Annotated in this window: 27 protein-coding genes and 1 pseudogene; 17 read left to right on the top strand and 11 right to left on the bottom strand. The window is 34.9% G+C overall.

The annotated features are described in order from the left end of the window. The first annotated feature begins 16 nt into the window (after positions 1 to 16). From BSU00_RS07785 to BSU00_RS07810, 6 genes are all read left to right on the top strand, one after another. The gene (locus BSU00_RS07785; protein ID WP_105003844.1) at positions 17 to 2,581 is read left to right on the top strand and encodes a carboxypeptidase-like regulatory domain-containing protein; all 2,565 of its coding nucleotides are present in this window, start codon (positions 17 to 19) and stop codon (positions 2,579 to 2,581) included. Positions 2,582 to 2,603: 22 nt separating this feature from the next. Next, positions 2,604 to 4,190, top strand: a complete 1,587-nt coding sequence (locus BSU00_RS07790) for a hypothetical protein (protein WP_146104825.1) — start codon at positions 2,604 to 2,606, stop codon at positions 4,188 to 4,190. 99 nt (positions 4,191 to 4,289) lie between these two features. Beyond that, on the top strand, positions 4,290 to 4,757 hold the full coding sequence (locus BSU00_RS07795) for a hypothetical protein (RefSeq protein ID WP_105003846.1): 468 nt from the start codon (positions 4,290 to 4,292) through the stop codon (positions 4,755 to 4,757). A 94-nt stretch (positions 4,758 to 4,851) separates the two neighbouring features. After that, a complete protein-coding gene (locus tag BSU00_RS07800) occupies positions 4,852 to 5,274 on the top strand; it encodes a hypothetical protein (RefSeq protein WP_105003847.1) in 423 nt (140 codons plus the stop codon). Positions 5,275 to 5,413: 139 nt separating this feature from the next. Continuing rightward, positions 5,414 to 6,142 carry a 1-acyl-sn-glycerol-3-phosphate acyltransferase gene (locus BSU00_RS07805; protein ID WP_105003848.1) on the top strand — a complete coding sequence of 243 codons (729 nt, stop codon included), beginning with the start codon at positions 5,414 to 5,416 and terminating at the stop codon, positions 6,140 to 6,142. A gap of 41 nt (positions 6,143 to 6,183) precedes the next feature. Further along, the gene (locus BSU00_RS07810; RefSeq protein WP_105003849.1) at positions 6,184 to 7,164 is read left to right on the top strand and encodes an acyl-ACP desaturase; all 981 of its coding nucleotides are present in this window, start codon (positions 6,184 to 6,186) and stop codon (positions 7,162 to 7,164) included. A gap of 56 nt (positions 7,165 to 7,220) precedes the next feature. Here BSU00_RS07810 and BSU00_RS07815 read toward each other — a convergent pair whose 3' ends face one another. Next, positions 7,221 to 8,009, bottom strand: a complete 789-nt coding sequence (locus BSU00_RS07815; RefSeq protein ID WP_105003850.1) for an amidohydrolase — start codon at positions 8,007 to 8,009, stop codon at positions 7,221 to 7,223. 220 nt (positions 8,010 to 8,229) lie between these two features. On the opposite strand from BSU00_RS07815, the gene BSU00_RS13350 reads away from it, so the two are divergent. Together BSU00_RS13350 and BSU00_RS13355 are read left to right on the top strand one after the other, a co-directional pair. Continuing rightward, the gene (locus tag BSU00_RS13350) at positions 8,230 to 9,240 is read left to right on the top strand and encodes a hypothetical protein (RefSeq protein ID WP_233188653.1); all 1,011 of its coding nucleotides are present in this window, start codon (positions 8,230 to 8,232) and stop codon (positions 9,238 to 9,240) included. 56 nt (positions 9,241 to 9,296) lie between these two features. Next, positions 9,297 to 10,982: a PD-(D/E)XK nuclease family protein gene (locus tag BSU00_RS13355; protein ID WP_233188654.1), complete on the top strand. Its 1,686-nt coding sequence runs from the start codon at positions 9,297 to 9,299 to the stop codon at positions 10,980 to 10,982. 140 nt (positions 10,983 to 11,122) lie between these two features. Here the strand turns inward: BSU00_RS13355 and BSU00_RS07825 are convergent, their stop codons facing one another. After that, the gene (locus tag BSU00_RS07825; RefSeq protein ID WP_105003851.1) at positions 11,123 to 11,545 is read right to left on the bottom strand and encodes a molybdenum cofactor biosynthesis protein MoaE; all 423 of its coding nucleotides are present in this window, start codon (positions 11,543 to 11,545) and stop codon (positions 11,123 to 11,125) included. 122 nt (positions 11,546 to 11,667) lie between these two features. Here BSU00_RS07825 and pgk point away from each other — a divergent pair, with 122 nt between their 5' ends. Both pgk and BSU00_RS07835 read left to right on the top strand, forming a co-directional pair. Then, complete coding sequence (gene pgk / locus BSU00_RS07830) at positions 11,668 to 12,858, top strand: phosphoglycerate kinase (protein ID WP_105003946.1); 1,191 nt, start codon at positions 11,668 to 11,670, stop codon at positions 12,856 to 12,858. A gap of 52 nt (positions 12,859 to 12,910) precedes the next feature. Further along, a complete protein-coding gene (locus BSU00_RS07835; protein ID WP_105003852.1) occupies positions 12,911 to 13,951 on the top strand; it encodes an NADP(H)-dependent aldo-keto reductase in 1,041 nt (346 codons plus the stop codon). A gap of 42 nt (positions 13,952 to 13,993) precedes the next feature. Here the strand turns inward: BSU00_RS07835 and BSU00_RS07840 are convergent, their stop codons facing one another. Both BSU00_RS07840 and trpS read right to left on the bottom strand, forming a co-directional pair. Further along, on the bottom strand, positions 13,994 to 14,299 hold the full coding sequence (locus BSU00_RS07840; protein WP_105003853.1) for a DUF6370 family protein: 306 nt from the start codon (positions 14,297 to 14,299) through the stop codon (positions 13,994 to 13,996). Between the two features lies 1 nt (position 14,300). Continuing rightward, positions 14,301 to 15,269 (bottom strand): tryptophan--tRNA ligase, encoded by a 969-nt coding sequence (trpS, locus tag BSU00_RS07845; RefSeq protein ID WP_105003854.1) that lies wholly within the window; start codon positions 15,267 to 15,269, stop codon positions 14,301 to 14,303. Positions 15,270 to 15,525: 256 nt separating this feature from the next. On the opposite strand from trpS, the pseudogene BSU00_RS07850 reads away from it, so the two are divergent. Next, positions 15,526 to 16,176: pseudogene (locus BSU00_RS07850) on the top strand (lysophospholipid acyltransferase family protein). 9 nt (positions 16,177 to 16,185) lie between these two features. Here BSU00_RS07850 and BSU00_RS07855 read toward each other — a convergent pair. Beyond that, positions 16,186 to 16,656, bottom strand: a complete 471-nt coding sequence (locus BSU00_RS07855; RefSeq protein WP_105003855.1) for a CYTH domain-containing protein — start codon at positions 16,654 to 16,656, stop codon at positions 16,186 to 16,188. A gap of 63 nt (positions 16,657 to 16,719) precedes the next feature. Between BSU00_RS07855 and BSU00_RS13360 the strand changes: the two genes are divergently transcribed. The 6 genes from BSU00_RS13360 to BSU00_RS07875 are packed head-to-tail and all read left to right on the top strand — an operon-like array spanning position 16,720 to position 22,544. Continuing rightward, positions 16,720 to 17,730, top strand: a complete 1,011-nt coding sequence (locus BSU00_RS13360; RefSeq protein WP_233188655.1) for a hypothetical protein — start codon at positions 16,720 to 16,722, stop codon at positions 17,728 to 17,730. After that, the gene (locus tag BSU00_RS13365) at positions 17,711 to 19,051 is read left to right on the top strand and encodes a two-component regulator propeller domain-containing protein (protein WP_233188656.1); all 1,341 of its coding nucleotides are present in this window, start codon (positions 17,711 to 17,713) and stop codon (positions 19,049 to 19,051) included. The genes BSU00_RS13360 and BSU00_RS13365 overlap by 20 nt, the downstream gene beginning before the upstream one ends. Further along, a complete protein-coding gene (locus BSU00_RS14000; protein WP_369820293.1) occupies positions 19,051 to 19,194 on the top strand; it encodes a recombination protein O N-terminal domain-containing protein in 144 nt (47 codons plus the stop codon). Before BSU00_RS13365 ends, BSU00_RS14000 begins: the two co-directional genes overlap by 1 nt. A gap of 29 nt (positions 19,195 to 19,223) precedes the next feature. Beyond that, positions 19,224 to 19,772 (top strand): DNA repair protein RecO, encoded by a 549-nt coding sequence (locus BSU00_RS07865; protein ID WP_369820294.1) that lies wholly within the window; start codon positions 19,224 to 19,226, stop codon positions 19,770 to 19,772. Between the two features lie 2 nt (positions 19,773 to 19,774). Next, the gene (locus BSU00_RS07870; RefSeq protein ID WP_105003856.1) at positions 19,775 to 22,258 is read left to right on the top strand and encodes a TonB-dependent receptor domain-containing protein; all 2,484 of its coding nucleotides are present in this window, start codon (positions 19,775 to 19,777) and stop codon (positions 22,256 to 22,258) included. A 13-nt stretch (positions 22,259 to 22,271) separates the two neighbouring features. Beyond that, positions 22,272 to 22,544 (top strand): DUF3817 domain-containing protein, encoded by a 273-nt coding sequence (locus tag BSU00_RS07875; RefSeq protein WP_105003857.1) that lies wholly within the window; start codon positions 22,272 to 22,274, stop codon positions 22,542 to 22,544. 11 nt (positions 22,545 to 22,555) lie between these two features. On the opposite strand, the gene BSU00_RS07880 is transcribed toward BSU00_RS07875, so the two are convergent. The 6 genes from BSU00_RS07880 to BSU00_RS07895 form a co-directional block, all read right to left on the bottom strand. Beyond that, positions 22,556 to 22,798 carry a MoaD/ThiS family protein gene (locus BSU00_RS07880; RefSeq protein WP_105003858.1) on the bottom strand — a complete coding sequence of 81 codons (243 nt, stop codon included), beginning with the start codon at positions 22,796 to 22,798 and terminating at the stop codon, positions 22,556 to 22,558. Between the two features lie 30 nt (positions 22,799 to 22,828). Next, entirely contained in the window at positions 22,829 to 22,984 is a 156-nt protein-coding gene (locus BSU00_RS13705) for a hypothetical protein (protein ID WP_255402315.1), read from the bottom strand. 29 nt (positions 22,985 to 23,013) lie between these two features. Then, positions 23,014 to 23,397, bottom strand: coding sequence for a glycerophosphodiester phosphodiesterase family protein (locus BSU00_RS14005; RefSeq protein WP_369820295.1), 384 nt, complete (start codon positions 23,395 to 23,397; stop codon positions 23,014 to 23,016). Next, a complete protein-coding gene (locus BSU00_RS14010; RefSeq protein ID WP_369820296.1) occupies positions 23,355 to 23,741 on the bottom strand; it encodes a glycerophosphodiester phosphodiesterase family protein in 387 nt (128 codons plus the stop codon). The genes BSU00_RS14005 and BSU00_RS14010 overlap by 43 nt, the downstream gene beginning before the upstream one ends. Before the next feature lie 235 nt (positions 23,742 to 23,976). Continuing rightward, on the bottom strand, positions 23,977 to 25,875 hold the full coding sequence (locus BSU00_RS07890) for an amidophosphoribosyltransferase (RefSeq protein ID WP_105003859.1): 1,899 nt from the start codon (positions 25,873 to 25,875) through the stop codon (positions 23,977 to 23,979). A gap of 72 nt (positions 25,876 to 25,947) precedes the next feature. Further along, a complete protein-coding gene (locus BSU00_RS07895) occupies positions 25,948 to 26,880 on the bottom strand; it encodes a PfkB family carbohydrate kinase (RefSeq protein ID WP_105003860.1) in 933 nt (310 codons plus the stop codon). Positions 26,881 to 26,989: the final 109 nt, after the last annotated feature.

Below are 26,989 nucleotides of genomic sequence, written 5' to 3' on the forward strand. Positions count from 1 at the left end.
CAAATTAGATTAGAAAATGAAAAAAATTACAAATCTTTTACTAGTAGCCATGTTTATGATAACTGCTACGGTTTTAGGACAAACCCAAATTACCGGTATTGTGGTCGACGAAACAGGAGAACCACTTCCAGGAGCCAATGTTGTTGAAAAAGGAACAACTAATGGAACCTCTACGGATTTTAATGGGAAATTCGAATTAAAAACGAAAGCAAATGAAGGTATAGCGGTAATAACTTTTGTCGGGTATACAACAAATGAAGTTACGTTTTCTTCATCAAAAACAGACTTAGGGACGATTCAGCTTAAAGAAGACGGATCTGTTTTAGAAGAAATAGTAATAACTGCTACTTCTTTTGCAATTGATAGAAAAACACCAGTGGCAGTGTCAACAGTTAAAGCCTCTGATATTGAAAGAAAATTAGGTTCTCAAGAATTTCCTGAAATATTAAAGTCTACTCCTGGGGTATATGCAACAAAATCAGGGGGTGGTTTTGGAGACGGACGTATTAACTTGCGTGGTTTCAATTCAGAAAATGTTGCCGTTATGATTAATGGAGTTCCTGTGAATGATATGGAAAACGGAAGAGTTTATTGGTCTAATTGGGCTGGTTTATCTGATGTTACTTCTGCAATGCAGGTTCAAAGAGGGTTAGGTGCGGCAAAAGTAGCAGTTCCTTCTATTGGAGGAACCATCAATATTTTATCGAAAACCTCTGACGTTCAAAAAGGTGGAAATATTATTGCTTCAACAGGGAATGATGGGTATCAAAAATACGGTTTTACCCTATCTACTGGTCTTATGGATAATGGTTTTGCTGCTACAGTATCTTTTGCAAAAGTTTCTGGTGAAGGCTATGTAGACGGAACTCAATTTGATGGATACAATTATTTTGTTAATTTGACGAAAGAATTTAATGAACAACATAAATTATCTTTTACCACTTTTGGAGCACCACAGAGACATGGGCAAAGACAAAATAGAAGTACTATTGCAACATACAGAAACGCGCAATCTGGAAATCGTTTTAATCCAGATTGGGGATATAAAAATGGTCAACTTGTTAGTATAGAAGATAATTTTTATCACAAGTCTCAATCTTCATTAAACCATTATTGGACAATTAGTGATAAGTCTAGCCTATCAACTGCTTTATACGCTTCCTTTGGTAGAGGAGGTGGTGGTGGAACTGCAGGGTCGAATACCGATTTATTCAATAATAGACTCGGTGGAGACGATCAGCCAGTAGACTTGGATAGTATTGTAGAAATTAATTCTGCGAATGGTGCATTGGGCGCTGAAGCTATTTTAAGAGCATCCAGAAATGACCATGAATGGTATGGGTTGTTATCTACTTTTAAGACAGAGTTGTCTGATAATCTTGATTTAGTTGCAGGTATAGACTGGAGAACTTATGTAGGTACTCACTACAGAGAAATTACTGATTTATTGGGTGGTCAATATTTCCTAGATAACAATAATGTTAATAATCCTAATGCAGCTTTAAAAGTTGGAGATAAATTTTCATACCACGATGATGGTAAAGTTGGTTGGCTAGGTGGTTTTGCTCAGTTGGAATATACCAAAGATAGATTATCTGCCTTTATATCTACTTCAGTTCAAAGATCTACTTACCAAAGAGTTGATTATTTTCAATATACTCCAGATAGCGAAAACAGAGTGTCAGATAAGTTTGATTTTGTTGGATTTGGTACAAAAGGAGGGGCAAACTATCGATTGAATGATGTGCATAATGTTTTTGCCAACATTGGATATTTTGAAAGGCCAGCTAATTTTGATGCAGTATTTGAAAACTTTAATAATGTGGATGTTAATCCAGATGCAGAAAATCAAAAGATTTTCAGTGTAGAATTAGGATATGGTATCAGAAGTGAAAAGTTTGCAGCCAATTTAAACGCTTATTACACAGAGTGGAATGATAGAACTTTTACAAGAAGAATTCAAAATAGAAATCCTGGAGAAGATGATTTTACTGCAAATATTTTAGGGGTAAATGCATTACATCAAGGTATAGAATTTGATTTTACTTATAAACCAACGGATAAATTAAATTTTACAGGGATGTTATCTTTAGGAGATTGGAAATATGCAGATGATTTGATAGATGTCAAAATTTTCGATCAAGACCAAAATTTGGTTGAGACTGTAGATTTACCTATCAAAGGTTTGAGAGTATCTGATGCAGCGCAAACAACTGCTGCCCTAGGCATGCTTTATAAATTTTGGGATAAAACATCAATCACTGTAGATTATAACTATTTCGCAGATATTTATGCGCAATTTGATGTATTGGATAGAGCTATATTTAAAGGAGATAATCCAGATCCAAATGCTCCAGCTCCTGAACGTAAAGGAAATACATGGAAAGCACCAAATTACAGTACTTTTGATGCAAGCTTACGTCATGGATTTAAAATAGGTAATTTTGATACGACTGTTACTGTAAGGGTTAATAACCTTTTTAATACAGAATACATTGCAGACGCATTAGATGCTGATGATCCTTTGGTTTGGTTCGGTTTTGGAAGAACCTATAATTTGGGAATGAAAATTTTATTTTAATAAACAATATAAAAATAAGACGATGAAAAAAATTATTTATTATTTCGTAATCTTCACTATGGTGTTTACTTCCTGTAATCCAATGGAAGACATATACGATGAAATCGATGCACAGACTAACGCTAACGGTATTGTAGGAGATATTACGCGTACACTTTCAGACGAGGATTATTCTGAATTAGAATTACCTTTTGGTAACTTTAGTTCAGAAGAGGATGCAAAAGTAATGTTACCTCCATTTTTATCAGAGAAGTACCCAGCTCTTGGGGTAACATATAATGCAGACGGTTCTATCAAAGAAGCTTCTTCTGCAGCTGTTACCTATAAGCTATATAGTCCAATTTCTTACACAGACTATACAGTTACTGACGAAGACTATGCAGAATTTGGTTCGGATAATTTAACTACTCCTGCTCAGTTTAATGCTTTTTTAAGTTCAAAATTTACAAGTCCTAATGGAAGTATTGTTAACCTAACATACAATACACTTGTTCCTCAAATCGAATATACTTTAACGGATGATGATTATGACTCTGTTGGTAATGGTAGATTTAATAATTTTGATATTCGTCCAGGTGGAGATGAAGAAACTCTAGAAGCAAGGAGAGTTAAGATTGAAACTATTTTACTAGCGAATTTTCCGGAAACTGCTGTTGGGCAACAATATCTTGTTAATTACGATATATTTGATGGTGCTCCAGGTACAAGACAAATGCTTTTGCAATTAGTCGATAATAATAGCTATAAACTAATTAATGGATATACCTTAACGGATGATGATTATGAATTAGTCGGTAATGGAAGGTTTGATAATTTCGATATTCGTCCAGGTAGAGCTGAAGAAACTATAGAAGCCAGAAGGGTAAAAATCGAAACTATTTTATTGGCTAACTTCCCTTCAGCTGTTATTGGCGATCAGTATTTTGTAACTTATGCAATCTATGATGGTTCACCAGGAACTAGAAATATGCTTTTAGAGTTCAATGGGACAGGATATGATTTAATTGGAGCTACACTAATCTCTAAGACTAGTAAATTTGTTTATACAGGGGAATGGGCTCCACCAGTAACTTTTACTCCAGAGGAGTATACTACAATGGGACAACGTTTTCCAAATTTCAGTGATGAAGCAGAGGCGGAATACAAAATTGGAATTTATTTAAGAACTTTATATCCTTTTGCCTCACCTGAAGATTTTGTGGCTGTAGAGTACGATTTATTTAGTGGAGGATCGGTTAGCCAGAGAAATGTAAATTATGTTTTTGATGGTACTGTTTGGAATGCAATTCCTACAGTAATTGATGCTACTTTGAAGTTTGGTCATAATGGGATAGATTGGGTTCCAGATAATACTATAAAATATACCTTAACTAATGCTGATTACGAATTAGTAGGTAATGGAAGGTTTAATAACTTTGATGTTAGACCAGGAAGAGACGAAGAAACAATAGAAGCTCGTTTAGCTAAAATTAACACTATTCTACTAAATAACTTTCCTGAATATGGTGAGGGTCAAAAGTTCTCTGTTTCTTATAATGTTTGGAAACCTGGAAATGATGTATTTATTATGAATGTAATTAATAATGGTACTGAATACGTCTTACAATAGGATAAAACTGAATCTATAATTCTTAATAAAACCACCTCAAAAGAGGTGGTTTTTTTGTTTAAAAAGTTTTATTTTTGCGGTCGTAAAACCCCTTATTACATGCATATTTATTTCAGTAAAAACAAACCCCAAATTTTAGTTGTCTTTTTATTCTTTGGATTATCATCGGTTTTATTCGCGAACTCTTCACATGGGTTGTATTCCAGTAACCACTTTTTTAGTAGTATACCTGCTGTAACAAAAAGTTTAGGGAGTAAAATAATTAGAACGGAATACCTTAGAGACAACCTGAAACAAGAACTTTCAAGCTATACTTTAACCGATAAAGATTACGCGATGGTCGGTAATAACGGATTTAGTAATTTTGATATACGAGAAGGCTATGAAGATGCAGCTTTATCGGTTCGATTGGACAAAATTAATACCATTCTTCTCCACCATTTTCCAAACCAAAAAAAAGGACAAAAAATAGCCGTTTCTTATAATGTTTGGCAGCCAGGCGATGCTGTTTTTGTAATGCATGTTATTTATAATGGAAATGCATATGAGCTACAGAAAGAAATTTAATTGCAACATTAAACTTTAAACATCTAATTTTATTGCCTAGTAGCTTTCCATAAAATTCAGTAAGTTTGTACTAACAAAAACACACAAAATCATGATGAAAACAATCCACTCTTATTGGGCTTACATAGTTTTAGTAGTATTAGTTATTGCTGTTGTTAAATCTGTTATGGGTTTGGTACAAAAAAAGGAATTTACCCATAAAGAATTCCGCTTGGGTCTTTTTACTTTAATAACTAGTCATATACAATTACTAATTGGTTTAGCTTGGTATTTTATGTCTCCTTGGTATAAAGCACTACAAGCTGATCCTAGTGCGGTCATGAAAGACTCTGCTACGAGATTACTTGCAGTAGAACACCCTATTACCATGGTTACCGCTATTGTATTGATAACCATAGGATGGTCGAGACATAAAAAACAGGTTAAAAGTGAAGCTAAATTTAAAACCTTTTCGATATTTTACGGCTTGGCATTAGTACTTGTTTTAACAAGAATTCCGTGGAGTAATTGGTTTTAAACAAAATAAATACATCCTGCTTCGGCAGGTTTTTTTATTTTTGCATTTGTTTTAGAAGTCAATACAAGAAGACAATACTAATGGTATCTCAATAAAGTGCTGTTCTTTTAAACTATAATTTTAAAGTAAACGAAACCCCATGAAAATAGTAAGCTATTTTTTATCAACGATTTTTGCTGTAGTGTTTTTTTTCTTTTTACTCTTGTTCCACCCATTACAATGGCTTGGGTTGCATCTATTTGGAGCAGAAGGACACCAAAAAGTAGTAAACCTACTAAATTTTTTTTTGGTAAAATCGCTATTGATTCTCGGGGTAAAGGTGCAAGTGACCAATGCACAGAAACTTCCTGAAAATACGACTTTGATTTTTGTTTCTAACCACCAAAGTACCTTTGATATTCCACCAATCATCTATTACTTTAGAAAATACTATCCAAAGTTTGTGTCTAAAAAAGAATTGGGAAAAGGTATACCAAGTGTTTCTTTTAACCTAAGGCACGGAGGTGCAGCATTAATAGACAGAAAAGACGGGAAGCAAGCCTTGAAGGAATTAGCTGAATTTTCAAAGCGAATACAGAAAAATACTTGGTCTGCTGTTATTTTTCCAGAAGGAACTAGAAGCAGGAATGGAAAGCCCAAATCGTTTGCACCTAATGGATTAAAAATGATTACAAAATATAATCCGGATGCGTACGTTGTTCCATTAACGATAAATAATTCATGGAAAACATTTCGTTACGGAAGGTTTCCCCTAGGTATTGGAAGTCCTATAACAATTCAAACACATGCTCCTATAAAAGTAGACAGTATGTCATTTAATACCTTGCTTGATCAGGTGGAAAACACCATAACCTCAGCGATTACGTAAAAATCAAATATTACTAATAAAACTTAACCCTCTACCAAAATATGTCGATACAAAATATAAGAAAAGAAGTAATGCAAACGCTAGAAAAAAATATTGATAGCTTTGTAGATAAGTTCTTAATTCCCGTAGAAAAGATATGGCAGCCAACCGATTTTTTGCCAAATTCCCAACAAGATACTTTTATTGAAGAAGTAAAAGAAATTCAAGAGATATCGAAAGAGTTAGACGATGATTTTTGGGTCGTTTTAGTTGGCGATACCATTACAGAAGAAGCACTCCCTACCTATGAATCTTGGTTGCTTGATTTAGACGGTGTAACACAACAACCAGACAACGGTTGGGCGAAATGGGTTCGTGCTTGGACCGCAGAGGAAAATCGTCATGGAGATGTCTTAAATAAGTATTTGTATTTATCAGGACGAGTAAACATGCGTGAGGTTGAAATTACAACACAACACTTAATTTCTGATGGTTTTGACATCGGTACCGCTACAGATCCTTACAAAAACTTTGTGTATACTAGTTTTCAGGAGTTAGCTACTTATATTTCCCACCTTAACGTCGCGAAAATTGCGAAGAAAAAAGGGCATAAAGCACTAGCAAAAATGTCTCGTATTATAGCTGGTGACGAAATGCGTCATCACCAAGCATATACAGAGTTTGTAAAACAAATTTTTACAATAGATCCCAGTGAGATGATGTTAGCTTTTCAACACATGATGAAGCACAAAATAGTTATGCCAGCAATGCATCTGAGAGAATCTTTTGGAGCCAAAGGAAGTTTATTTGATGATTTTTCTACAGTAGCACAACGGATTGGGGTTTATACAGGTTTTGATTATGTAGATATTCTAAAAAAATTAAACGAAACTTGGGAGATAGATAAAATTACAAATCTAACTCCAGAGGCTGAAAAGGCTCGTGATTACCTTATGAAGTTACCCGATAGAATGTACAGAATTACGGAAAGAATAGTAGTTCCGGATACAAAGTTCAGTTTTAAATGGATGATTCCAGCATAATCTGTGTTGCTTTTTATTTCTATAAATGCCTTTTGTTTTGTATGAGCGAAAGGCATTTACAGTATAGAAAAAGTATCCATATCGCTTAAGAAATGAAATTTATTCCGCGCTAAATTTTGCTTTTCTTTATCGAGTGTAACATACATAATTACTGCCTCTCCTTTGTTATTTTTAACCAAGCATTTACCCATGGTATCATAGCAGGCTGAATTTCCGCTATACTCGTAACCGTTATCGTCAAAACCTACCCTATTAACACCAATGGTATACGACATATTTTCAATTGCTCGTGCACGAAGTAAGGTGTCCCAGGCCGAAATTCTCGGTGTAGGCCAGTTGGCAACATACAGGAGTAAATCGTAATTTTCGGTATTTCTTGCCCAAACGGGAAAACGCAAGTCGTAACAAATTAGAGGACAAATTTTCCATCCTTTGTAGGAAACAATTAGTTTCGTATGCCCACGTTCGTAGACTTGATTTTCCTTTGCCAAAGTAAACGTATGCCTTTTATCATAGAACTGAATCTTTCCATCGGGTGTTATAAAAAGGAGCCTGTTTTTAAAAGTAGTTCTCTTATTTTCTTGAACTTTAATTATCAAGCTACCTAAAATTGCAAAACGATGTATTTCAGCCATTTTTTTTATCCAAGATACCGTTTCCCCTTCCATTCCCTCCGCTATTTCGTTTGCATTCATGGTAAATCCTGAGGTAAACATTTCCGGGAAGACAACTAGCTCTGTATCTGGTAAAATCGTAGCAAGTTTCTTCGCGTAAGCCTCTCTGTTTTCTTTCGGATTTTCCCAAATAATATCCGACTGCAAGATTGCTACTTTAAGTTGTGACATATTTTCTTAGTTTGTTTTGCAGACATTAAAAATACGATTTTAATATTCAATTGATGTTTGTAATAGTGATGGTTCCGCGTACGCAAGATTTTATGCTGCAATATGTCTGTATTTATAGACTTTTTGGATTCATTTTCTCCAGGAAAGGTGCTATTCTAATAGAGAAAGCTACGTGCAAAATCAATTTTATATTGTATTTTAGAGTTATTTATTTTTCGATATGAAATCCTTTATAACAGAAACATTAAACCTCGTATTACACAATACGAAAAGCTTTGAAAATGTTACTTTTATACTTCCTTCTCAGCGAGCTGGAGTGTTTGTTAAACAAGAACTAAAAAATAAAATTTCTACAGGTTTTTTACCAAGAGTTATCAATATTGGTGATTTTGTTGAAGAGGTTTCAGAAATAGATAGCCTAGATTCCCTGCAATTATTGTTTCATTTTTACGGAGTTTATAAAAAGGTAGTTAAGCATCCTGATCCATTTGATACTTTTTCCTCTTGGGCAATAACAGTGCTTCAAGATTTTAACGAAATTGATCAACACCTTATTCCTGCCAAAGAAATTTTTACCTATTTAAGGGATATAAATAGGTTGCAAAAATGGTCTGGTTCGGAAACTGTTTCGGAAACTACTTTGATGAAGAGCCACTTCGCATTCATGGAACAACTATACGAGCTCTATGAGCATTTTTATTCTTTTCTTGTTCAAGAAAAGCAAGGTTATCAAGGGGTACTTTATAGGGAGTCTGTTCAAAAGCTAGACGCGTATATTTCAAAGCACAGTTCTGAAAAATTCTTTTTTATTGGCTTTAATGCCCTTAATACTGCCGAAGAAATCCTCTTCCAAAAAATGTTGGCAGCAGGGAACACGCAAGTATTCTGGGACATCGATAAATTTTTTCTCGAAAGTAAACATCAGGCAGGAAGTTTCATTCGAAAGTATAAAGCAAATTGGAAGTATTACCAAAAAAATCCTTTGGAAACCATTGCAAATAATTTTCAGCGGCCAAAAAATATTGAAATCATTGGTGCTGCAAAAAACATAACACAGATAAAGTATGCGGGAGAGGTTTTATCCAAACTTCCAAAGCACCACAAAACTGCCCTTGTTTTGGGAGACGAATCGTTATTACCAATAACGCTAAATTCCTTTCCAGAAAATGTAGAAGCAGTAAATATTACCATGGGATATCCATTGAAAGATGTTCCCTTAACTGGCTTATAATTGCAATTTTTAAGCTTCACTTAAATCAAAAAAAGCTTCAAAAAAATCAAGAACATTTGTTCTATCACAAAGATGTAATTACCCTATTAAAACAAGCTCCTATCTACCAATTGTTATACCATGGAGACGTTAATATCATCGATCGTCTTGCCACGGATATTGCAAAAAATAATGTAACTTTTTTAGGGTTAGACTTTCTAAAAAACTATTTTGACACTATTCCTATTTCCGTAAAAGCTCCTATTTTAGATTGTTTTGAACCATTCCAAACCATCACAGATTTTCTGGCACGTGTACTAGCATTGTTACTTTTATTAAAAGAAACCGCAAATGAGATGGAAAAAGAATATTTGTTTCGGTTCTACACGGTTTTTGTGCAGTTGCAAAACTTACATGCTACCTATGGCTACATTAAGGATATAAAAACATTACATCAATTATTCAAACAGTTAATGCAATCCGAGAGTATATCTTTTCAAGGTGAGCCATTACAAGGTTTACAATTAATGGGGGTTTTAGAAACACGAGTTTTAGATTTTGATACTGTTATTATTACCTCGGTAAACGAAGGAGTTCTACCAAAAAGTCATCAGCAAAACTCCTTCGTGCCTTTGGATGTAAAAATAGAGTTTGGTCTTCCAACGTATCGCGAAAAAGACGCTTTGTTTTCATATCACTTTTTCAGATTATTACAACGAGCGAGTAATATATTTATACTGTACAATACAGAGCATGATTCGTATGGTAGTGGCGAGAAAAGTAGGTTTTTAACACAGTTAGAGCTACTTCGAAAAGATATAAAACAAGAAATTGTAATTCCTAATATCAGTACTACTAAAACAATTCCCAAAGAAATACTTAAAAATGAAAGTGTTTTCATCCGGTTGAAGGAATTAGCAACAAAAGGTATTTCTCCATCGGCTTTAACCAACTATTTATACAATCCAATGGCTTTTTACAAACAGAAAGTTCTGAGGATAAAAGAGTTGGAGGATGTTGAGGAAACCATAGCAGTAAATACTATGGGAACGGTGGTTCATGATACTTTAGAACACTTATACGAGCCATACATAGGAAAGTATGTAACTGCAGAAGTAATTACTACCATGGAAACTATGGTTGAAGATGTCGTGGTACATTATTTTAAAAAACACTTTAAAAATGGCAATATTATTGTTGGAAAAAATCGTTTGATTTTTGAGGTTGCGAAACGGTTTGTCTCTAACTTTTTACAACAGGAAAAAAGACAACTACAAGATCCAAAAAATAAATTAAAGATTATTGCTACAGAGCAAACGCTATCTACTGAAATTCGTGTTGAGGGGTTTGATTTTCCAATTAAAATTCACGGACAAGTAGACAGAATTGACCAGTGGAATGGAGTGGTTAGAATTATTGACTACAAAACAGGAAGGGTAGACGACACGAATTTAAAAATATCCGATTTTACTAAAATAGAAGAACTTAAATACCACAAAGCCATTCAGGTTATGTTGTATGCGTTCTTATACACAAAACACAGTAATTTTTCCTTTAACCAGCCTTTAGAGGCAGGGATCTATTCATTTAAGAACTTGGGGAAAGGGTTTTTAAAGATGAATTTTTCTTCGGGAAGAAAATCCCCCGATACCCTTATTACACCCGAGAGATTGGAGGCTTTTATGGAAGAAATCAAGGAGGTTCTTAAAGAAATTTATGATCCTAGCGTTAGTTTTACAGAACCGCTAGACCTAAAATATTAACTATTCTCTTACTAATTTTCCCGTTTAAAGTGAAGATTTCGACAAAAAGCGTTTCAAAAATATTGTTAGGGTAAGGTTTTAAAAGATGCTGTAAAAAAAATAAATCTTGGATTTGTTGCCGCAATTTCTAATTTTATGTGTTAAGGGTGTGCATTAACCCAAACCTCACCATCCGAAAAATATTCTTTTTTCCAAATAGGTACCGTTTCTTTAAGGGTATTTATAGCGTATTCGCAGGCAGCAAATGCCGCCTGTCTATGTGGTGAAGAGACAGCTATAATTACGGGAATATCTCCAATATTAAGCATGCCTTCTGCATGATGAATTGCAATTTTTTTGATGGCATATTTTTCTAATGCATGTATTGCAATTTTTTCCATCTCTTTTACAGCCATAGGCCTATAGGTAGAAAATTCTAGTTGCGTAACTTTTTTACTATTGGTAGCGTTACGAACAGTTCCTATAAATGCAGAAATACCGCCACAACTTGGATCTTCCACGAAGTTATAGCATTCTTTTATGCTTAATGTTACCGATGATATTTTAATTGAAGTTGTCTTCATATAACTTTAACAAATATATATGTTTGTTATCACACTGATAAATATTTTTATGTTGTTTTAAATAGTTATTTTTGTTTAAAATATCCTTAAAAGAGGAATCGAAAAAACACATACTACAATTTATGAAAACAGTAAACGACTATAATTTTGAGAATAAAAAAGCTTTAATTCGTGTAGATTTTAACGTGCCGTTAAACGATGCATTTGAAGTAACAGACACTACTAGAATTCAGGCAGCAAAACCTACCATTATAAAAATTTTAGAGGATGGAGGTAGTTGTGTTCTTATGTCGCATCTGGGACGACCTAAAGGCGTTGATGCAAAGTTTTCATTAGGTCATATTAAAGATACTGTTTCTTCCGTTTTAGGTGTCAAAGTGATTTTTGTGGAAGATTGTATCGGAGAAAAAGTAGAGGAAGCTGTTGCAAACTTAAAGCCAGGAGAAATATTGATGTTAGAAAATCTCCGCTTTCATAAAGAGGAGAAGGCAGGAGATCATGCATTTGCGGAGCAGCTTTCCAAATGCGGAGATATCTATGTAAATGATGCTTTTGGTACTGCACACCGCGCACATGCATCTACGGCTGTTATTGCTGAGTTTTTTCCGCAGAACAAATGTTTTGGCTTATTGCTTGCACAAGAAATAGAAAGTATTGATAAAGTTTTACATAACTCTGAAAAACCAGTAACTGCAATTTTAGGAGGGGCTAAAGTTTCTTCTAAGATAGGGATTGTTGAAAATATTATTGAAAAAGTAGATCACATTATCATCGGTGGAGGCATGACTTTTACTTTTATTAAGGCTTTAGGAGGTGATATAGGAAACTCTTTGGTAGAAGAAGATAAACTAGCACTTGCCTTAGAAATTTTAGAGAAAGCAAAACAACACAATACTCAAATTCACTTGCCAGTGGATGCAGTTATTGCCGATGATTTCTCCAACGACGCCAATACAAAGTCTGTAAACACCAATGAAATTCCCGATGGTTGGATGGGATTAGATGTAGGACTAAATACCTCTGAAAATTTTGCAAAAGTCATAGCAGATTCCAAGACCATATTATGGAATGGTCCGTTGGGAGTTTTCGAAATGGAAAATTTTGCTAAGGGTACGATAGCTCTAGGAGACGCTATTGCTGAAGCTACCGAAAACGGTGCGTTTTCATTAGTAGGAGGAGGGGATTCTGTCGCTGCGGTAAAACAATTTGGGTTTGCAGAAAAAGTAAGTTATGTTTCTACCGGAGGTGGCGCTATGTTAGAAAGCTTGGAAGGGAAAACATTACCAGGAATTGAAGCAATTCTTTCCGAATAAAACAGCAAACTTACTTTTTAAAATTTAAACTAAAGTAAATCTTTCGTAAGATATGAAATACACAACATTACCTAACACGGATGTTAAGGTTTCCAAAATATGTCTGGGAACCATGACTTGGGGGAATCAAAACACCGAAGCGCAAGGACATGAACAAATGGATTACGCTCTAGAACAGGGCGTAAACTTCTTCGATACAGCCGAATTATATTCCGTTCCTGCAACTCCTGAGACCTACGGGGCTACCGAAAAAATTATTGGTTCTTGGTTTAAAAAAACAGGTAATAGAGAGCAGGTAGTATTGGCCTCTAAAATTGCAGGACCAGGGGATTATACAGCGCACATAAGAAAAGACGGTTTTAGTAAAAGAGCATTAACCGAAGCTATTGAGGGGAGTTTGCAGCGTCTGCAAACCGATTACATTGATTTGTACCAATTGCATTGGCCTGGGCGAGGAGTAAATTGTTTTGGTGTTCGAGACTATCCTTACAAGACAAGTAAACAAGAAGCAGAAAATCATTTCGAAATTTTGGAAACTTTACATGATTTTGTACAGCAAGGAAAAATAAGACATATAGGATTGTCGAATGAGACTCCTTGGGGAACTATGAAGTATTTACAAACAGCATCTGCACATAATTTTCCAAGACCCATAACCATTCAAAATTCGTATTCTCTAATACACAGAGCCTATGAATATGGGATGTCAGAGGTTTCATTACGAGAAAATATAGGATTATTAGCCTATTCTCCTTTAGCACAGGGTGTATTGTCTGGAAAGTATTTAGACGGAAAAACACCAGAAGGAGCAAGAGGAACTCTATTTCCAAGATTTATAGCTCGATACATGACTAATGGTGCACAAGGAGCGGTATCTGAATATGCTAAAGTTGCTGAAAAGCACGGTTTAACTCTCTCACAACTTGCGCTCGCATACATAAACCAATTGCCTTTTGTAACTAGTAATATCATCGGGGCTACCAAAATGCAACAATTGAAGGAGAATATTAATTCTATTTACATTGAATTATCAGAGGATGTTTTAAAAGACATTGAAAAGGTACATAGCTTGCTACCAAACCCCGCTCCTTAATGAGCAATCGCTAAATTTCGAGAAGTAATTACCTCTCGAAATTTAGTGGTTTATTATTTGAAAAGAAAACGCTTTAAATCGTGCTTCTTGAAACTTTCCAGAAACCTTGGCTTTTCGAACAGCGTTACAAAATCCTATAGTTTCGTCGTGTGCATCTCCATAATCGTCAATGTGTGCACCATCCACGAAATAAGATGTATTCTTATATCGAATGGCTAAATCACATCCTTTTTGCGTTTTTAGCCCAAACTGACATTGTCCGCAGGAAGCTTCCACAATCTGATTATCAAGTTCTTTTTTACTACAACTAAGAAGTAAAGTAAGACATATACATAGTAAAATTCTCATGTTAATACCCTATTTTTTCTCGCACTCTTTGCAAAACTTCTCTAGCAACAGAAGAAGCCTTTTCTGCTCCAATGGCTAAAGCTGTGTCTATTTCATGTTTATTATGCATATAATGCTCATATTTGTCACGAACATCGGCAAATTTATCTATTATAAGTTCATATAAAGCCTGTTTGGCATGACCATAGCCGTAGTTACCACCTTCGTAGTTTGCTCTCATTTCGACAAGCTGCTCTTCGGATGCAAGTAATTTATAGATAGCAAATACATTATCGGTATCCGGGTTTTTAGGCGCTTCCAATGGGGTACTGTCTGTTTGAATACCCATAATTTGTTTTCTAAGTTTTTTATCGGGAAGAAATATGTTAATGATGTTGTTTCTAGATTTACTCATCTTTTCACCATCGGTACCCGGTACTAATTTCGTGTCTTCGTTAATTTTGGCCTGTGGAGGAATTAAGATATCTCCAACAATATTATTAATTCTATTTGCAACATCTCTAGTCATTTCTAAGTGCTGTAATTGATCTTTTCCGACCGGAACTATTTCCGCATCGTATAATAAAATATCTGCAGCCATTAACATTGGATAGGTAAACAACCCACTATTCACATCGGAAAGCCTATCTGCTTTATCTTTAAAACTATGTGCTAGAGTTAATCGTTGGTATGGAAAATAACAGCTCAAATACCAAGATAACTCTGTAACTTCAGGAATATCACTTTGGCGATAGAACACTGTTTTGGAGATGTCAATACCACAGGCTAGCCAAGTTGCGGCAGTACTGTAGGTGTTTTCACGTAACTGTTTTCCGTCTTTAATTTGCGTTAAAGAATGCATGTCTGCAATAAATAAAAACGATTCGTTTGCAGGGTCATTTGCCATCGCAATTGCTGGTAAAATAGCACCCAATAAATTACCCAAGTGTGGAGTTCCTGTGCTTTGAACTCCTGTTAAAATTCTTGACATCTATTATTTTTTAAATAGGATATTTACGTTAAATAGCGTTCCAATTAATTAGTAGAACCCAAGCAAAAGTAAGGTTAAAATTTATCAAACGAAAGAAATTACTACATTCGCACATATGAAGTATTTTAAAATCCCTTTTTTAGTTCTTTGGAGATGTTGGTTTTACCTTTTAATGTTCGGAACCATACTTCTTATGTTACCATTTTTATTCCTTTTTACAGCTAGTGAACGCTATTATTCTTCATTTTGGAAAATGATGAGAGCCTGGTCTTTTGTTTTAATTTACGGGATGGGTTTTCGACTTAAGATCGAAAGACAGCAAACTATTGACGCAAATAAGAGTTATATGTTTATCGCGAATCATGCTTCCCTTATTGATCCTTGGGTAATGATTGCGATGAGTAAAAATCCTATTGTTTTTGTTGGGAAGAAAGAGCTCGTAAAATTACCCGTCTTTGGATTTTTATAAAAAGTTGTCATAATGGTAGATCGCGACTCTAGTAAAAGTAGAAAACGAGTATATGAAATGGCTAAAAAAAGACTTCGAAATGGAGTTAGTGTGGGAATATTTCCCGAAGGTTTGGTGCCTACTGAAAATGTAATCCTATCGAACTTTAAAAACGGAGCATTTAGTCTGGCTATTGAACATCAAATTCCGATAGTGCCGCAAATCTATTTCGACTGTAAGCGCTTTTTTTCTTGGGATATTTTTAAAGGAGGTCCGGGTGTTTTAAGAGTGAAACAATGTAGTTTTTTACCAACAGAAACGTATGTTTTACACCAAAAAAAGGAGCTAAAAGAAAAGGCATTTCGCATTGTTTTAAACGAATTGTGCAACGATGCGAAATACATGAAAGACACCAACAGAAAAAATAACGCAAAGGAGTTTACCTCTTTTCTCAGTTAGTTTTGTTTTTTACCACTGCTTAAACGGTCTTTTACTTAAATTAGAATTGTAATATTTAGAAATGCCGGTAACCTCGACACCTAACCAAGACGGTCTTAGGAATTTCTCATTTTCCTCGGAAAGTTCTACTTCCGCAACAATGAGGTCTTCATTGTCCCCCAAAAAAACATCAATTTCATAGGTGTGTTCACCAATACAAACGAGATACCTTTCTTTTTCAATAACGCCTTCCTCACATAAATCTAGTAAGCGTAATGCTTCTTTTACAGGAATCTTTTGCTCCCATTCATATCGAGATGTTCCACTCGTGTTTGAAGGCCCTTTAATTGTTAAATATCCATCGTTACCATAAACTCTAACGCGAACAATTCTGTTTTTATCCGAGTTTAAAAAGCCTTGTTTTATGTGTTTTTTTTGATACGCATCTGCTTTAAAGCTAGTAGATGTAACTAAAAATTTTCGTTCTATTTCTATTCCCATACCGATATCAATTATGTACGAATGTACTATTTATAACGTTAATAATAATATCTTTGTTACTATATGAAAAAAGTTGTTGTTATTTTTCTTTTATGCTTCTGTTGTAAGCTCGCTGCCCAAACAGATTACAGTGATCGTTGGGAAGATTTATTTGCCTACACGAATGTGAAGGATTTTTTTGTAGCAGGAGATCTTCTGTATGCGGTCACAGACAATGCAGTTTTTTTATACAACAAAGACACAGAGGTAACTACAAAACTATCCTCAGTACAAGGTTTGTCTGGAGGAGAAACCTCTGCAATTTATTACAGCAGTGCCTTTAACACATTGGTTATTGGGTATGAAAATGGTCTTTTAGAGATTGTTTCCGCGAACGGAGAAATAACCACCTCCCCAGAAATCACGAATTTTAACCAACCAGGAGAAAAGAGAATCAATCACATTTACGAATACAATGATAAACTATTTATTGCTACCTCCTTCGCAATTGTTGTTTACGACTTGAAAGCGTTAGAGTTTGGAGATACCTATTTTATAGGACCAGGATCTAGTGATGAAAATATACACATGATTACGGTGTTCAATTCAACTATTTATGCTGCATCTGATACCGGTATTTACACTGCTAATGCAAACAACCCTAATTTAATTGACTTTAATAGCTGGACCAACATCTCCCCTGAAAACTATACGGCTATTACGGTATTTAACGATGGCGTCTATGCAGCAAGAGCAAATACATTAGTCACAGTAAGGGGTAACTCGGTAGTCACCGAAAGGAATTTTAGTTCGGGTATTACAGGACTTAAAAGTTCAACAAGTAGCCTGGCGGTTGCATTTTCCAATGCTGCAGTGTTTCTTGGGAACAACTTACAAGAAATTGCGCAAGTGAATCCGAATGTGAAATTTGATTTTAATGTAAATCAGGCATATGAAGAAAATTCTTTAATTTTTATAGCTACCAAACGCTACGGAGTTTTAAAAACGCAAACCACTGCGACCACGGTATTTACAGAAATACACCCGCAAGCCTTTGCGCAACGATATTTTTGCAATGGATGTACACAACGATAATTTGTGGGTAGTATATGGTGGCTATGATGCTACTTATACACCTTTACAAAAAAGAGAGGGGTATTCTTATTACAATGGTAAAGACTGGAATAATTCCCCATTCAATGCGCAGCAGCCATTTGGAGATTTAACCTATGTTACTATCGATAAAACCAAAGAGAATAGCGTTTATATTAGTTCTTTTGGAGACATTTCCGGACCAGAAATAAATACGCCTCTAACAGGTGGTTTACTGTATCTTGAGAACAATGAACCCCAACGATTTTACAACCAAAGCAATAGTCCATTACAAGATATTGTTAGCGACATACCAAATAGAGTAACGATTAGAGTTAGTGGAACTGCATTGGATGCTAGCGGAAATTTATGGGTAACCAATATTGGTGTTTCAAGCCGACTTAAGAAATTATCCCAAACTGGTACTTGGACAAACTTTGATATCCAATCTATTGTTAATGTTAGTGATAGATTTGGTATGAATGAAGTGGCTATCGATAGAGCAAATACCGTATGGATAGGAACAAGAAGAAACGGGGTGTATGCCTATAATGAGAATGGAGATCGAAAGAAGGCTTTTACTACAGAACCTACCAAAGGGAGTTTGCCAAATTTAAACGTTAGAACCGTTGCTGTAGATAGAACTAATCGTTTGTGGATGGGAACTTTAACGGGTTTAGTGGTCTATTCGAATCCTTTAGGGATATTTGATACTGATATTTTTGATGCAGCTCCCGTAATTATTTTAGACGACGGTGTTCCAAAAAAATTATTAGGAGATCAAACTATTAACACTATAGAAATTGATGGCGCAGATAACAAATGGTTTGGTTCGGAAACAGGAGGCGTTTTATATACCAATCCCTCAGGAAGTACTACTTTAGCAAATTTTAACAAGGATAATTCTCCTTTACCTTCCAATAAGATTATTAAAATAAAAGCCGATGAAGTTACCGGAAAAGTATACTTTGCAACAAACAGAGGGATGGTGGTATACGATAGTAAAGTAGCACCATTTGGCGATGAATTAGGAGAGGTCTATGCCTATCCAAATCCGGTTTTAAAAACGCACCAAGAGGTTGTTATTCGGGGAAGGAATGGAAAGAATATTCCCAAAGGAACCAATGTAAAAATACTAGACACCTCTGGGAATCTCGTGTACGAAACTAATGTGGTAGAAGGCCAACAATTAGGAGGTGGAAAAGTAACCTGGAACAAACATAATTTAGCGGGTGTGAAAGTTGCCTCTGGCATCTATATCGTTTTGCTATCTTCTGAAGATAATGCACAAACTTCTTCTACCAAAATAGCAATTGTAAACTAATGGCAATAGTAACTACAAAAGCCCTTGTTTTTAATGCTATAAAATACAGTGACTCTAGTTTAATTGTAAAATGTTTCACCTTCGAAGATGGATTGCGGTCGTATTTAATTCGCGGAATTTTAAAATCTAAAAAGGGAAATTAAAAACAGCCTATTTTCAGCCTTTAAATCAATTGGAGCTTGTAGTAAATCACAGAAATACTACTACTCTAAATTCTATTCGAGAAGCACGCATTAGCCATCCCTATAATACGATTCACACTTCCATTACCAAACAATCCATACTTTTATTTTTGTCTGAAGTATTATCGAGTATTATTCAAGAGGAAGAACAAAATCAATCGTTGTACACCTATCTTGAAACCGCTTTAATATGGTTAGATACGCATGATGAAAATGCGAACTTCCATTTGGTTTTTTTACTTAATTTGACGCGCTTTTTGGGATTTTATCCCGATACATCCAATAGTGACTATGCAGCGTTCAATTTAATGGAAGGAAGCTTTACCAATAGTACCTATGACAAACTAATTTTAAAAAATGAAAAATTAATTTTGTTTAAACGTGTGTTAGGCATAAATTTTGATGCATTAAATCAAGTTTTTTTTAGTAAAAAAGAAAGACAAATAGTTCTCCGAATAATAATTGATTATTTTGAATTACATTTGGAAGGCTTTAGAAAACCAAAATCTTTAGATATTTTAGAAACTGTGTTCCGTTAATTATGAAACGAGTATTTGTAATAGTATTTTTTACCATAATATCTCCTGTGTTTTCGCAAGCAATTAAAGTTATGGATGCGGAGACAGGAAAACCTGTAGAAGCTGTTGCGGTGTTTAATAAGGAGAAGTCAATTTCCGCCATTAGTAATGAGAATGGAATAGTGGATATCAGTACATTTCAAACTGATGAGCTGCTAATTTTTTCTCACGTTGCCTATGCAGAGTTCCAAACTAAAAAGAAGACCATACAAGTAAATAACGGTAAAGTATTCCTCTCAAAACAATCGGAGCAATTAGATGAGGTTGTTTTATCGATGTTTAAAAATAAAGAAAAAACCAATAGAATTGCCGAGCAAATTGCAGTAGTAAATAGTAAAGAGATCGTTAGAATATCGCCACAAACTTCTGCCGATTTATTAGCAAATATTCCTGGGATTAAGGTTCAAAAATCTCAATTTGGAGGAGGTAGCCCTGTTTTAAGGGGTATGGAAAGTAACCGTGTTTTACTAGTGGTGGATGGTGTTAGAATGAACAATGCCATATATAGAAAAGGACATTTACAAAATTCAATTACAGTATCTCCTAATATTTTAGATAGAACTGAAGTTGTTTTTGGTCCGTCTTCTGTCGTATACGGGTCAGATGCATTAGGAGGGGTAATTCATTACTATACTAAAACGCCAAAAATATCCGAAAATAACCAAGTAAAAACTTCTTTATTTTCAAGGTACAGTACTGTAAATGGTGAAATGACTAACGTGATTTCTGCCGAATTACAATTTAAAAAATGGGCTTCATTTACTAGTGTCTCCTATAGTGATTACGGTGATTTAAAAATGGGAAAAAACCGAGTTCACAATTTTTCAGATTGGGGAAAAGTTCCCTTTTACAGTGATAACATGTATGGTAATTATGAAGAATTTCCCACGCCAAATTCCAATCCAAATATCCAACGAAATACTGGTTTTACGCAAACAGATATCTTACAAAAATTTTATATTCCTTTAGCAAAACAGACCGATTTAAAGTTAAATATACAATATTCAACCTCCTCTGATGTTCCTCGTTTCGATAGACTTACGGAGTTAAAAGACGGCACATTAAAGTTTGCAGAATGGTATTATGGGCCACAAGAACGTTTCTTACTATCGCCACAATTAGAAATTAAACCAAAGAAAAAATGGATTTCTAGCGGAGTTCTTACATTTGCTTATCAAAAGATTAAGGAAAGTAGAATCCAAAGAAAATTTGGAAGTTTAGATAGATCGTACCGAAATGAATCTGTAGATGTGTATAATTTTAACGGAGATTTCACTGTTTCTTTGGCCAAAAGACGCGATTTAAATTACGGTTTTGAAGTAGCCTATAATAAGGTTGGTTCTGATGCGATTGGTAAAACACTTCGCATTACAGACAATGAAATAGACGGATTTAGTGGAGATTTTCCGGTACAAACAAGATATGCCGATGGAGGTAGTACGTATTTAAGTTCTGCGTTATACGTTGATTATCGTCAGGATATTAGTACAAAATCTACCTTAAAAACAGGAGTTCGATTAACCAATACTCATTTAACTGCAAAATGGATAGACGAGCAATTTATAGTACTACCCGATAATGATATTAGTCTTAACAATACCGCACTAACAGCTACTGTTGGCTACGTATACAAACCTGGTAATAGTTGGCAATTAAATAGCGTTTTATCCTCAGGATTTCGATCTCCAAATATTGATGATGTTGGAAAGATTAGAGAAAAAAATGGAGATGTTACCGTTCCAAATGTTGCGTTAAAACCAGAGCATGCCTACAATGCTGAAATTGGAATTCAAAAATACATTAACGACAGAAAATTTCGAATCGGTGCCAATGTTTATTATACGCTTTTAGATAGTTACATTTACAGAACACCTTTTGATATAGCAACTAATACAGAGGCCTCTGGTAAAGGAAGTGAAATACTTTACGATAATGAAATTGGAAACACCGTTGCTAATGTTAATAAAGGACTAGCATACATTACAGGATTTACCTTAAGCTATCAAGGGAAGCTCCATCGAAAATGGAATACAATAGGTTCTATTACGTACACAAAAGGGAAAAGTTTTGATTTAAACGAACCGATGTCTTCTATTCCTCCGCTATTTGGAAATTTTGAAATTAATTATTCCGATGGAAAGTTTGAAGGGGGGATAAATTTAGTTTTTAATGCTAAGAAAGACATTGCCAACTACAACCTAACAGAAGGCATTGACAACCAACAACAAACGCCTGTAATAGATGAAAATGCTACCGAGGATATTAATAAGTATTACGGTTCTCCGAGTTGGACGACGATTGGTTTATTTGGAGAATATCAGCTCACTAGTCATATAGAATTACAAGGGAGAATTCAAAATATTTTAGACCAGCACTATAAAGAGTTTGCTTCCGGTATATCTGCTCCAGGAAGAAATTTTTCGCTAGCTTTGTATGTAAATCTTTAACAAATATCGCATTATGGTTACTTTCTTTAAAATTATTGCATGGCTAGAAGGGATTTCTTATATTTTATTACTGTTTGTAGCTGTACCCATTAAATACCTACAGGGAAATCCAGAGTATGTGAAGCTTTTAGGAATGCCACACGGTTTGCTATTTGTAGCATATATCATTGTTGCGATAATGCTCAAATACGATCAGGATTGGAACGGCAAAACCTTAACGATAGTCTGTCTGCTTTCTTTACTTCCATTTGGTACTTTTTTTATTGGAAAATTTCTTAAAAAGTAGCAAGGAAATATTTAACCACCACTTACAGGGGGTATCAATGCAACTACGTCATCATTTTCTAAAATAGTAGCACTATTTGCATATACTTCATTTACAGCAACAGCTATAGCGTTAATACGTTTAAATTTCGGATGCCTTTCGTATAACAAATCCTGCAGGTCTTTTACCGTACTTTTATCTTTTAATTCTAGAACTACACTAGAAGTCTCTAAAATATCTTTTGTTATGCCAAATGCTAAAAGTTGAATTTTCATTCTATAAATAATGTTTGGAGCGCTACTAAGTTACAATATTCTATTGGCAGCTAAAAAGGCTACCATTTTATCTGGAAAATCGGTAAAAGCCCCGTCTGCTTTTGCTTCCATTAACAGAACTTGAAGCATTTCTTCAAAAGAAGAAAATTCTTCTAATTGATCAGCTCTAAAAGTATAGGGATGCACTACAAGATTTAATTGATGTGCATCTTCTACTAAGGACGTAAACTCCCATTGTTTGTTTTTTTATGGGCTAGTATTTGTTTGTACCAAGGTCCAATGCCATCTGCGTACTTTGCATAGTGTTCTAAATGTTCTGTTTCGTCATTAGATTCTATAAGTTGCACTAAGAAAAGATTCGAATGCAACACCTTGCGTATTCGTTCTAGTTCTTTAGCGTCAAAACACTGAAGAATACACGGATCACTTTTTGCCGTGTACCCGTAATTGGAAAGAATTTCTAGGGTAATTTTAGCAATATCTTTACCGTGTTTTTGGTGAAAAGCTGGGTTTTTGATTTCCGGATAAATGCCTATTTGTTTTCCAGTACTTCTATTTAATCCCTGAATAAGTTCAATTTCTTGTTGAAAAGAGTGCAAGGTAAAATAAGCTTTCTCTTTCGGAAATCGCTTTGGATAGAATTGCTTTCCATTTCGAGGATCAAACGTTCCGTTACCTGTAGTTTTTGTAATTCTTGAAAGGTAAAATCAATCACATAATACCTGCCATTCTCACGTTTTCTTTTCGGAAAAACACGAGCTACATCGGTAACATCATCAAGATATATATCGTGTATTACTATGGGTATGTCATCCTTACTTAAAACAAGGTCTTGTTCAATAAAGTTTGGATGCATGGCGTAGGCCATTGCTTTGGCCTCCATAGTGTGCTCCGGCAAATACCCAGAAGCACCTCTATGTGCAACTACTACTTTTGTATGCATTCGCTTTTTAGATTTTGTACTACAACTATTTGCTATAAGGCAGAGTAAAACTACTAAAATTATAGATGTATTCAAATTGTAATTACCAACGCTTTTTAACAATAGAGACATTTTTTATCGTAGGTTTTAAAATTAAACTGAGGTTACTATTTGTTTAAAGTTACCAAAACAAAAGAAAAACCAATCAAATTATTTGATTGGTTTTTCAAACGAAATGTATAAACGATTATTTAATTTAATAGGCTCTTTTATTATTTCCTTCATAGAAATTAATAAAGGCTTGGTTAACCACTCTATGCCCACCATCTGTAGGGTAATCTCCAGTAAAGTACCAATCGCCTAGGTTATCAGGACAAGCCTTATGCAGTTCGCTTACTGGCTGGTAAATAACCTCCACCTCTGCTTTAATTTCAGAAGTTTTCAGCATTTCTGCAATTTTTGCAGAGATTTGTTGGTCTGTAAATGGCGCATAGATTTCTTTAATATAATTTACGATATCCGTATCTATATTGTTTTGTTGTGCTTTACATTTTTGATATACGTCGTAAACAATGTGGTACTGGTTGGTTTCTTTTAGAAGCTCTAGGGCAGCTTTGAAAGCGATAAAATCTCCAATTCTTGCCATATCAATACCATAGCAGTCAGGATATCTAATTTGAGGAGCAGAAGAAACAATTACAATTTTTTTAGGGTGTAATCGATCTAATATTTTGATAATACTTTTTTTAAGCGTTGTACCTCTTACGATACTATCGTCAATAATCACCAAATTATCGGTTGGTTTCACCACGCCATAAGTAACATCATAAACATGTGCTACCAAGTCGTCTCTACTACTGTCGTCAGAGATAAATGTTCGTAATTTAGCATCTTTTATTGCGATTTTTTCAAAACGAGGTCGTTTCGATAAAATTTCAATTACACGTTCTTTAGAAAGTTTACCATCCCCTGCTAAAATAGCATCTGTTTTTTGCTGGTTTAAAACATCCTCTGCTGCTTCCATCATTCCAAAAAATGAGGTTTCCGCAGTATTTGGAATATAGGTAAAAACACTATTTTCAAGATCACTGTTGATAGATTTCAACACCTCTGGAAACACGAATTTACCAAGATTCTTACGTTCTGTATAAATAGACGCGTCACTACCCCTTGAAAAATAGATACGTTCAAAAGAGCATGCTTTTTTGGGACGTTGTTCCATAACTGGTTTCATAGAAGTTTCTCCACTCTTTTTGATAATTAGAGCATGACCGCGTTCAATTTCTTTAATGTTGTCAATCGGAACATTAAACACAGTTTGAATCACTGGACGTTCTGAAGCAACAACGACTACTTCCTCGTCTTTATAATAAAATGCTGGTCGAATTGCAGAGGGATCTCTAAGAACAAAAGCATCTCCATGACCAAGCAAACCAGCCATAGCATAACCACCATCCCAGTTCCTTGAGGAACGCTGTAATATTCTTTGAATATCGAGATTCTCCTCAATAAACGGTGAAGAATCTTTTTTATTTAATCCTTTATTTTTGGCCTCTAAATAGGTGTCCGCAACTTCGTCCTCTAAAAAATGACCAATTTTTTCCATTACCGTAACGGTATCGGTAGATTCTTTTGGATGTTGTCCTAAATCAATTAATTCTTTCATCAATTGACTAGAATTTGTCATGTTGAAATTTCCAGCGACGATTAAACTTTGATGACGCCAATTGCTTTGTCTTAAAAAGGGATGTACATTTTCAATACTATTTCCACCATAAGTTCCATATCTAACATGACCTAAAAATAGGTTTCCAATGTAAGGCATGTTTTCTTCTTGCCATTGCACATCATCTTTTTTGTCGGGGTTTTCGGCAAAAATAGTGTTTACACGTTGGTTAATTTGTCCAAAAACGTCTTGTATAGGTTGTGCTTTGTTAGAGCGAATTCTACTAATATATCTAGTTCCAGGCTCTACATTAAATTTTATACTTGCCATTCCAGCACCATCCTGACCTCGGTTGTGCTGTTTTTCCATTAGCAAATACATTTTATTAACACCATAAAACGCAGTGCCATATTTTTCTTTGTAATATTCAAGAGGTTTTAACAACCTTACCATGGCAATTCCACATTCATGTTTTAAAGTATCACTCATTTGTAAAAATCTTTTGTTGTGTTACGTTGTTGTTTTGTTGAAACAAAAAGCCGCAGTAGTACTGCGGCTTTTTTATGAATTAGATAGTTCTATATCAAATTGTGTTAATTCTTTAAATGCTTGTAAACGAGTATTAATCTCTTGTTTTGAAAGTTCTTCCATTCGCTGGGTACCAAATTTTTCAACGCAGAAAGAAGCTAAATTTGAACCGTAAATGATAGCGTTTTTCATATTTTCAAAAGAAATATCTCCTGTTTGGCTAAGATACCCACAGAATCCTCCCGCAAAAGTATCTCCAGCGCCAGTAGGATCAAAAACTTCTGCCAACGGCAATGCCGGGGCGAAGAACATTTTCCCTTTGTTAAATAACAATGCACCGTGTTCTCCTTTTTTAATAACTACGAAATCGGGTCCCATTTCATGAATTTTTTTAGCGGCATTTACCAAAGAGTACTCACCACTTAATTGTCTTGCTTCTTCATCATTTATCGTAATTACGTCAACGCGTTTTAGTACTTGATGCAAGTCTGCTAATGCAATATCCATCCAAAAATTCATCGTGTCTAAAACCACTAATTTTGGGCGTTTGTCCATTTGATCCAATACAGAGGCTTGGGTTAAGGGGTGTAAATTTCCAAGCATCACTATATCTGCATCTTTAAATGTATTTGGTACCACCGGACTAAAGTGTTCCAAAACATTTAATTCCGTAACTAAGGTGTCACGAGAGTTCATATCGTTGTGGTACTTTCCACTCCAAAAAAATGTTTTACCTTCTTTGATAATTTCAATTCCCTCTGTATTGATGCCTTTATCTTCCATCATATCTAAATAAGATTTTGGAAAATCACCACCCACTACGGAAACCACGCCGATTTGTACCCCAAATTGCGCTGCAGCTAAACCAACAAACGTACCTGAACCGCCTAAAATTTTATCCGTTTTCCCAAAAGGAGTTTCGATAGCATCAAAGGCCACTGTTCCTACCGCTAATAATTTACTCATATCCTTTACTTAAATTCATACTACTTTTAAAGACTGATGTTGCCATTTGTTGGATATCTTTAGAGAATCTAACAAATCGTTTATTTTATGCTTACTAGGGCAACAATTT

The organism is Tenacibaculum sp. SG-28 (assembly GCF_002954385.1).
Classification (GTDB): domain Bacteria; phylum Bacteroidota; class Bacteroidia; order Flavobacteriales; family Flavobacteriaceae; genus Polaribacter.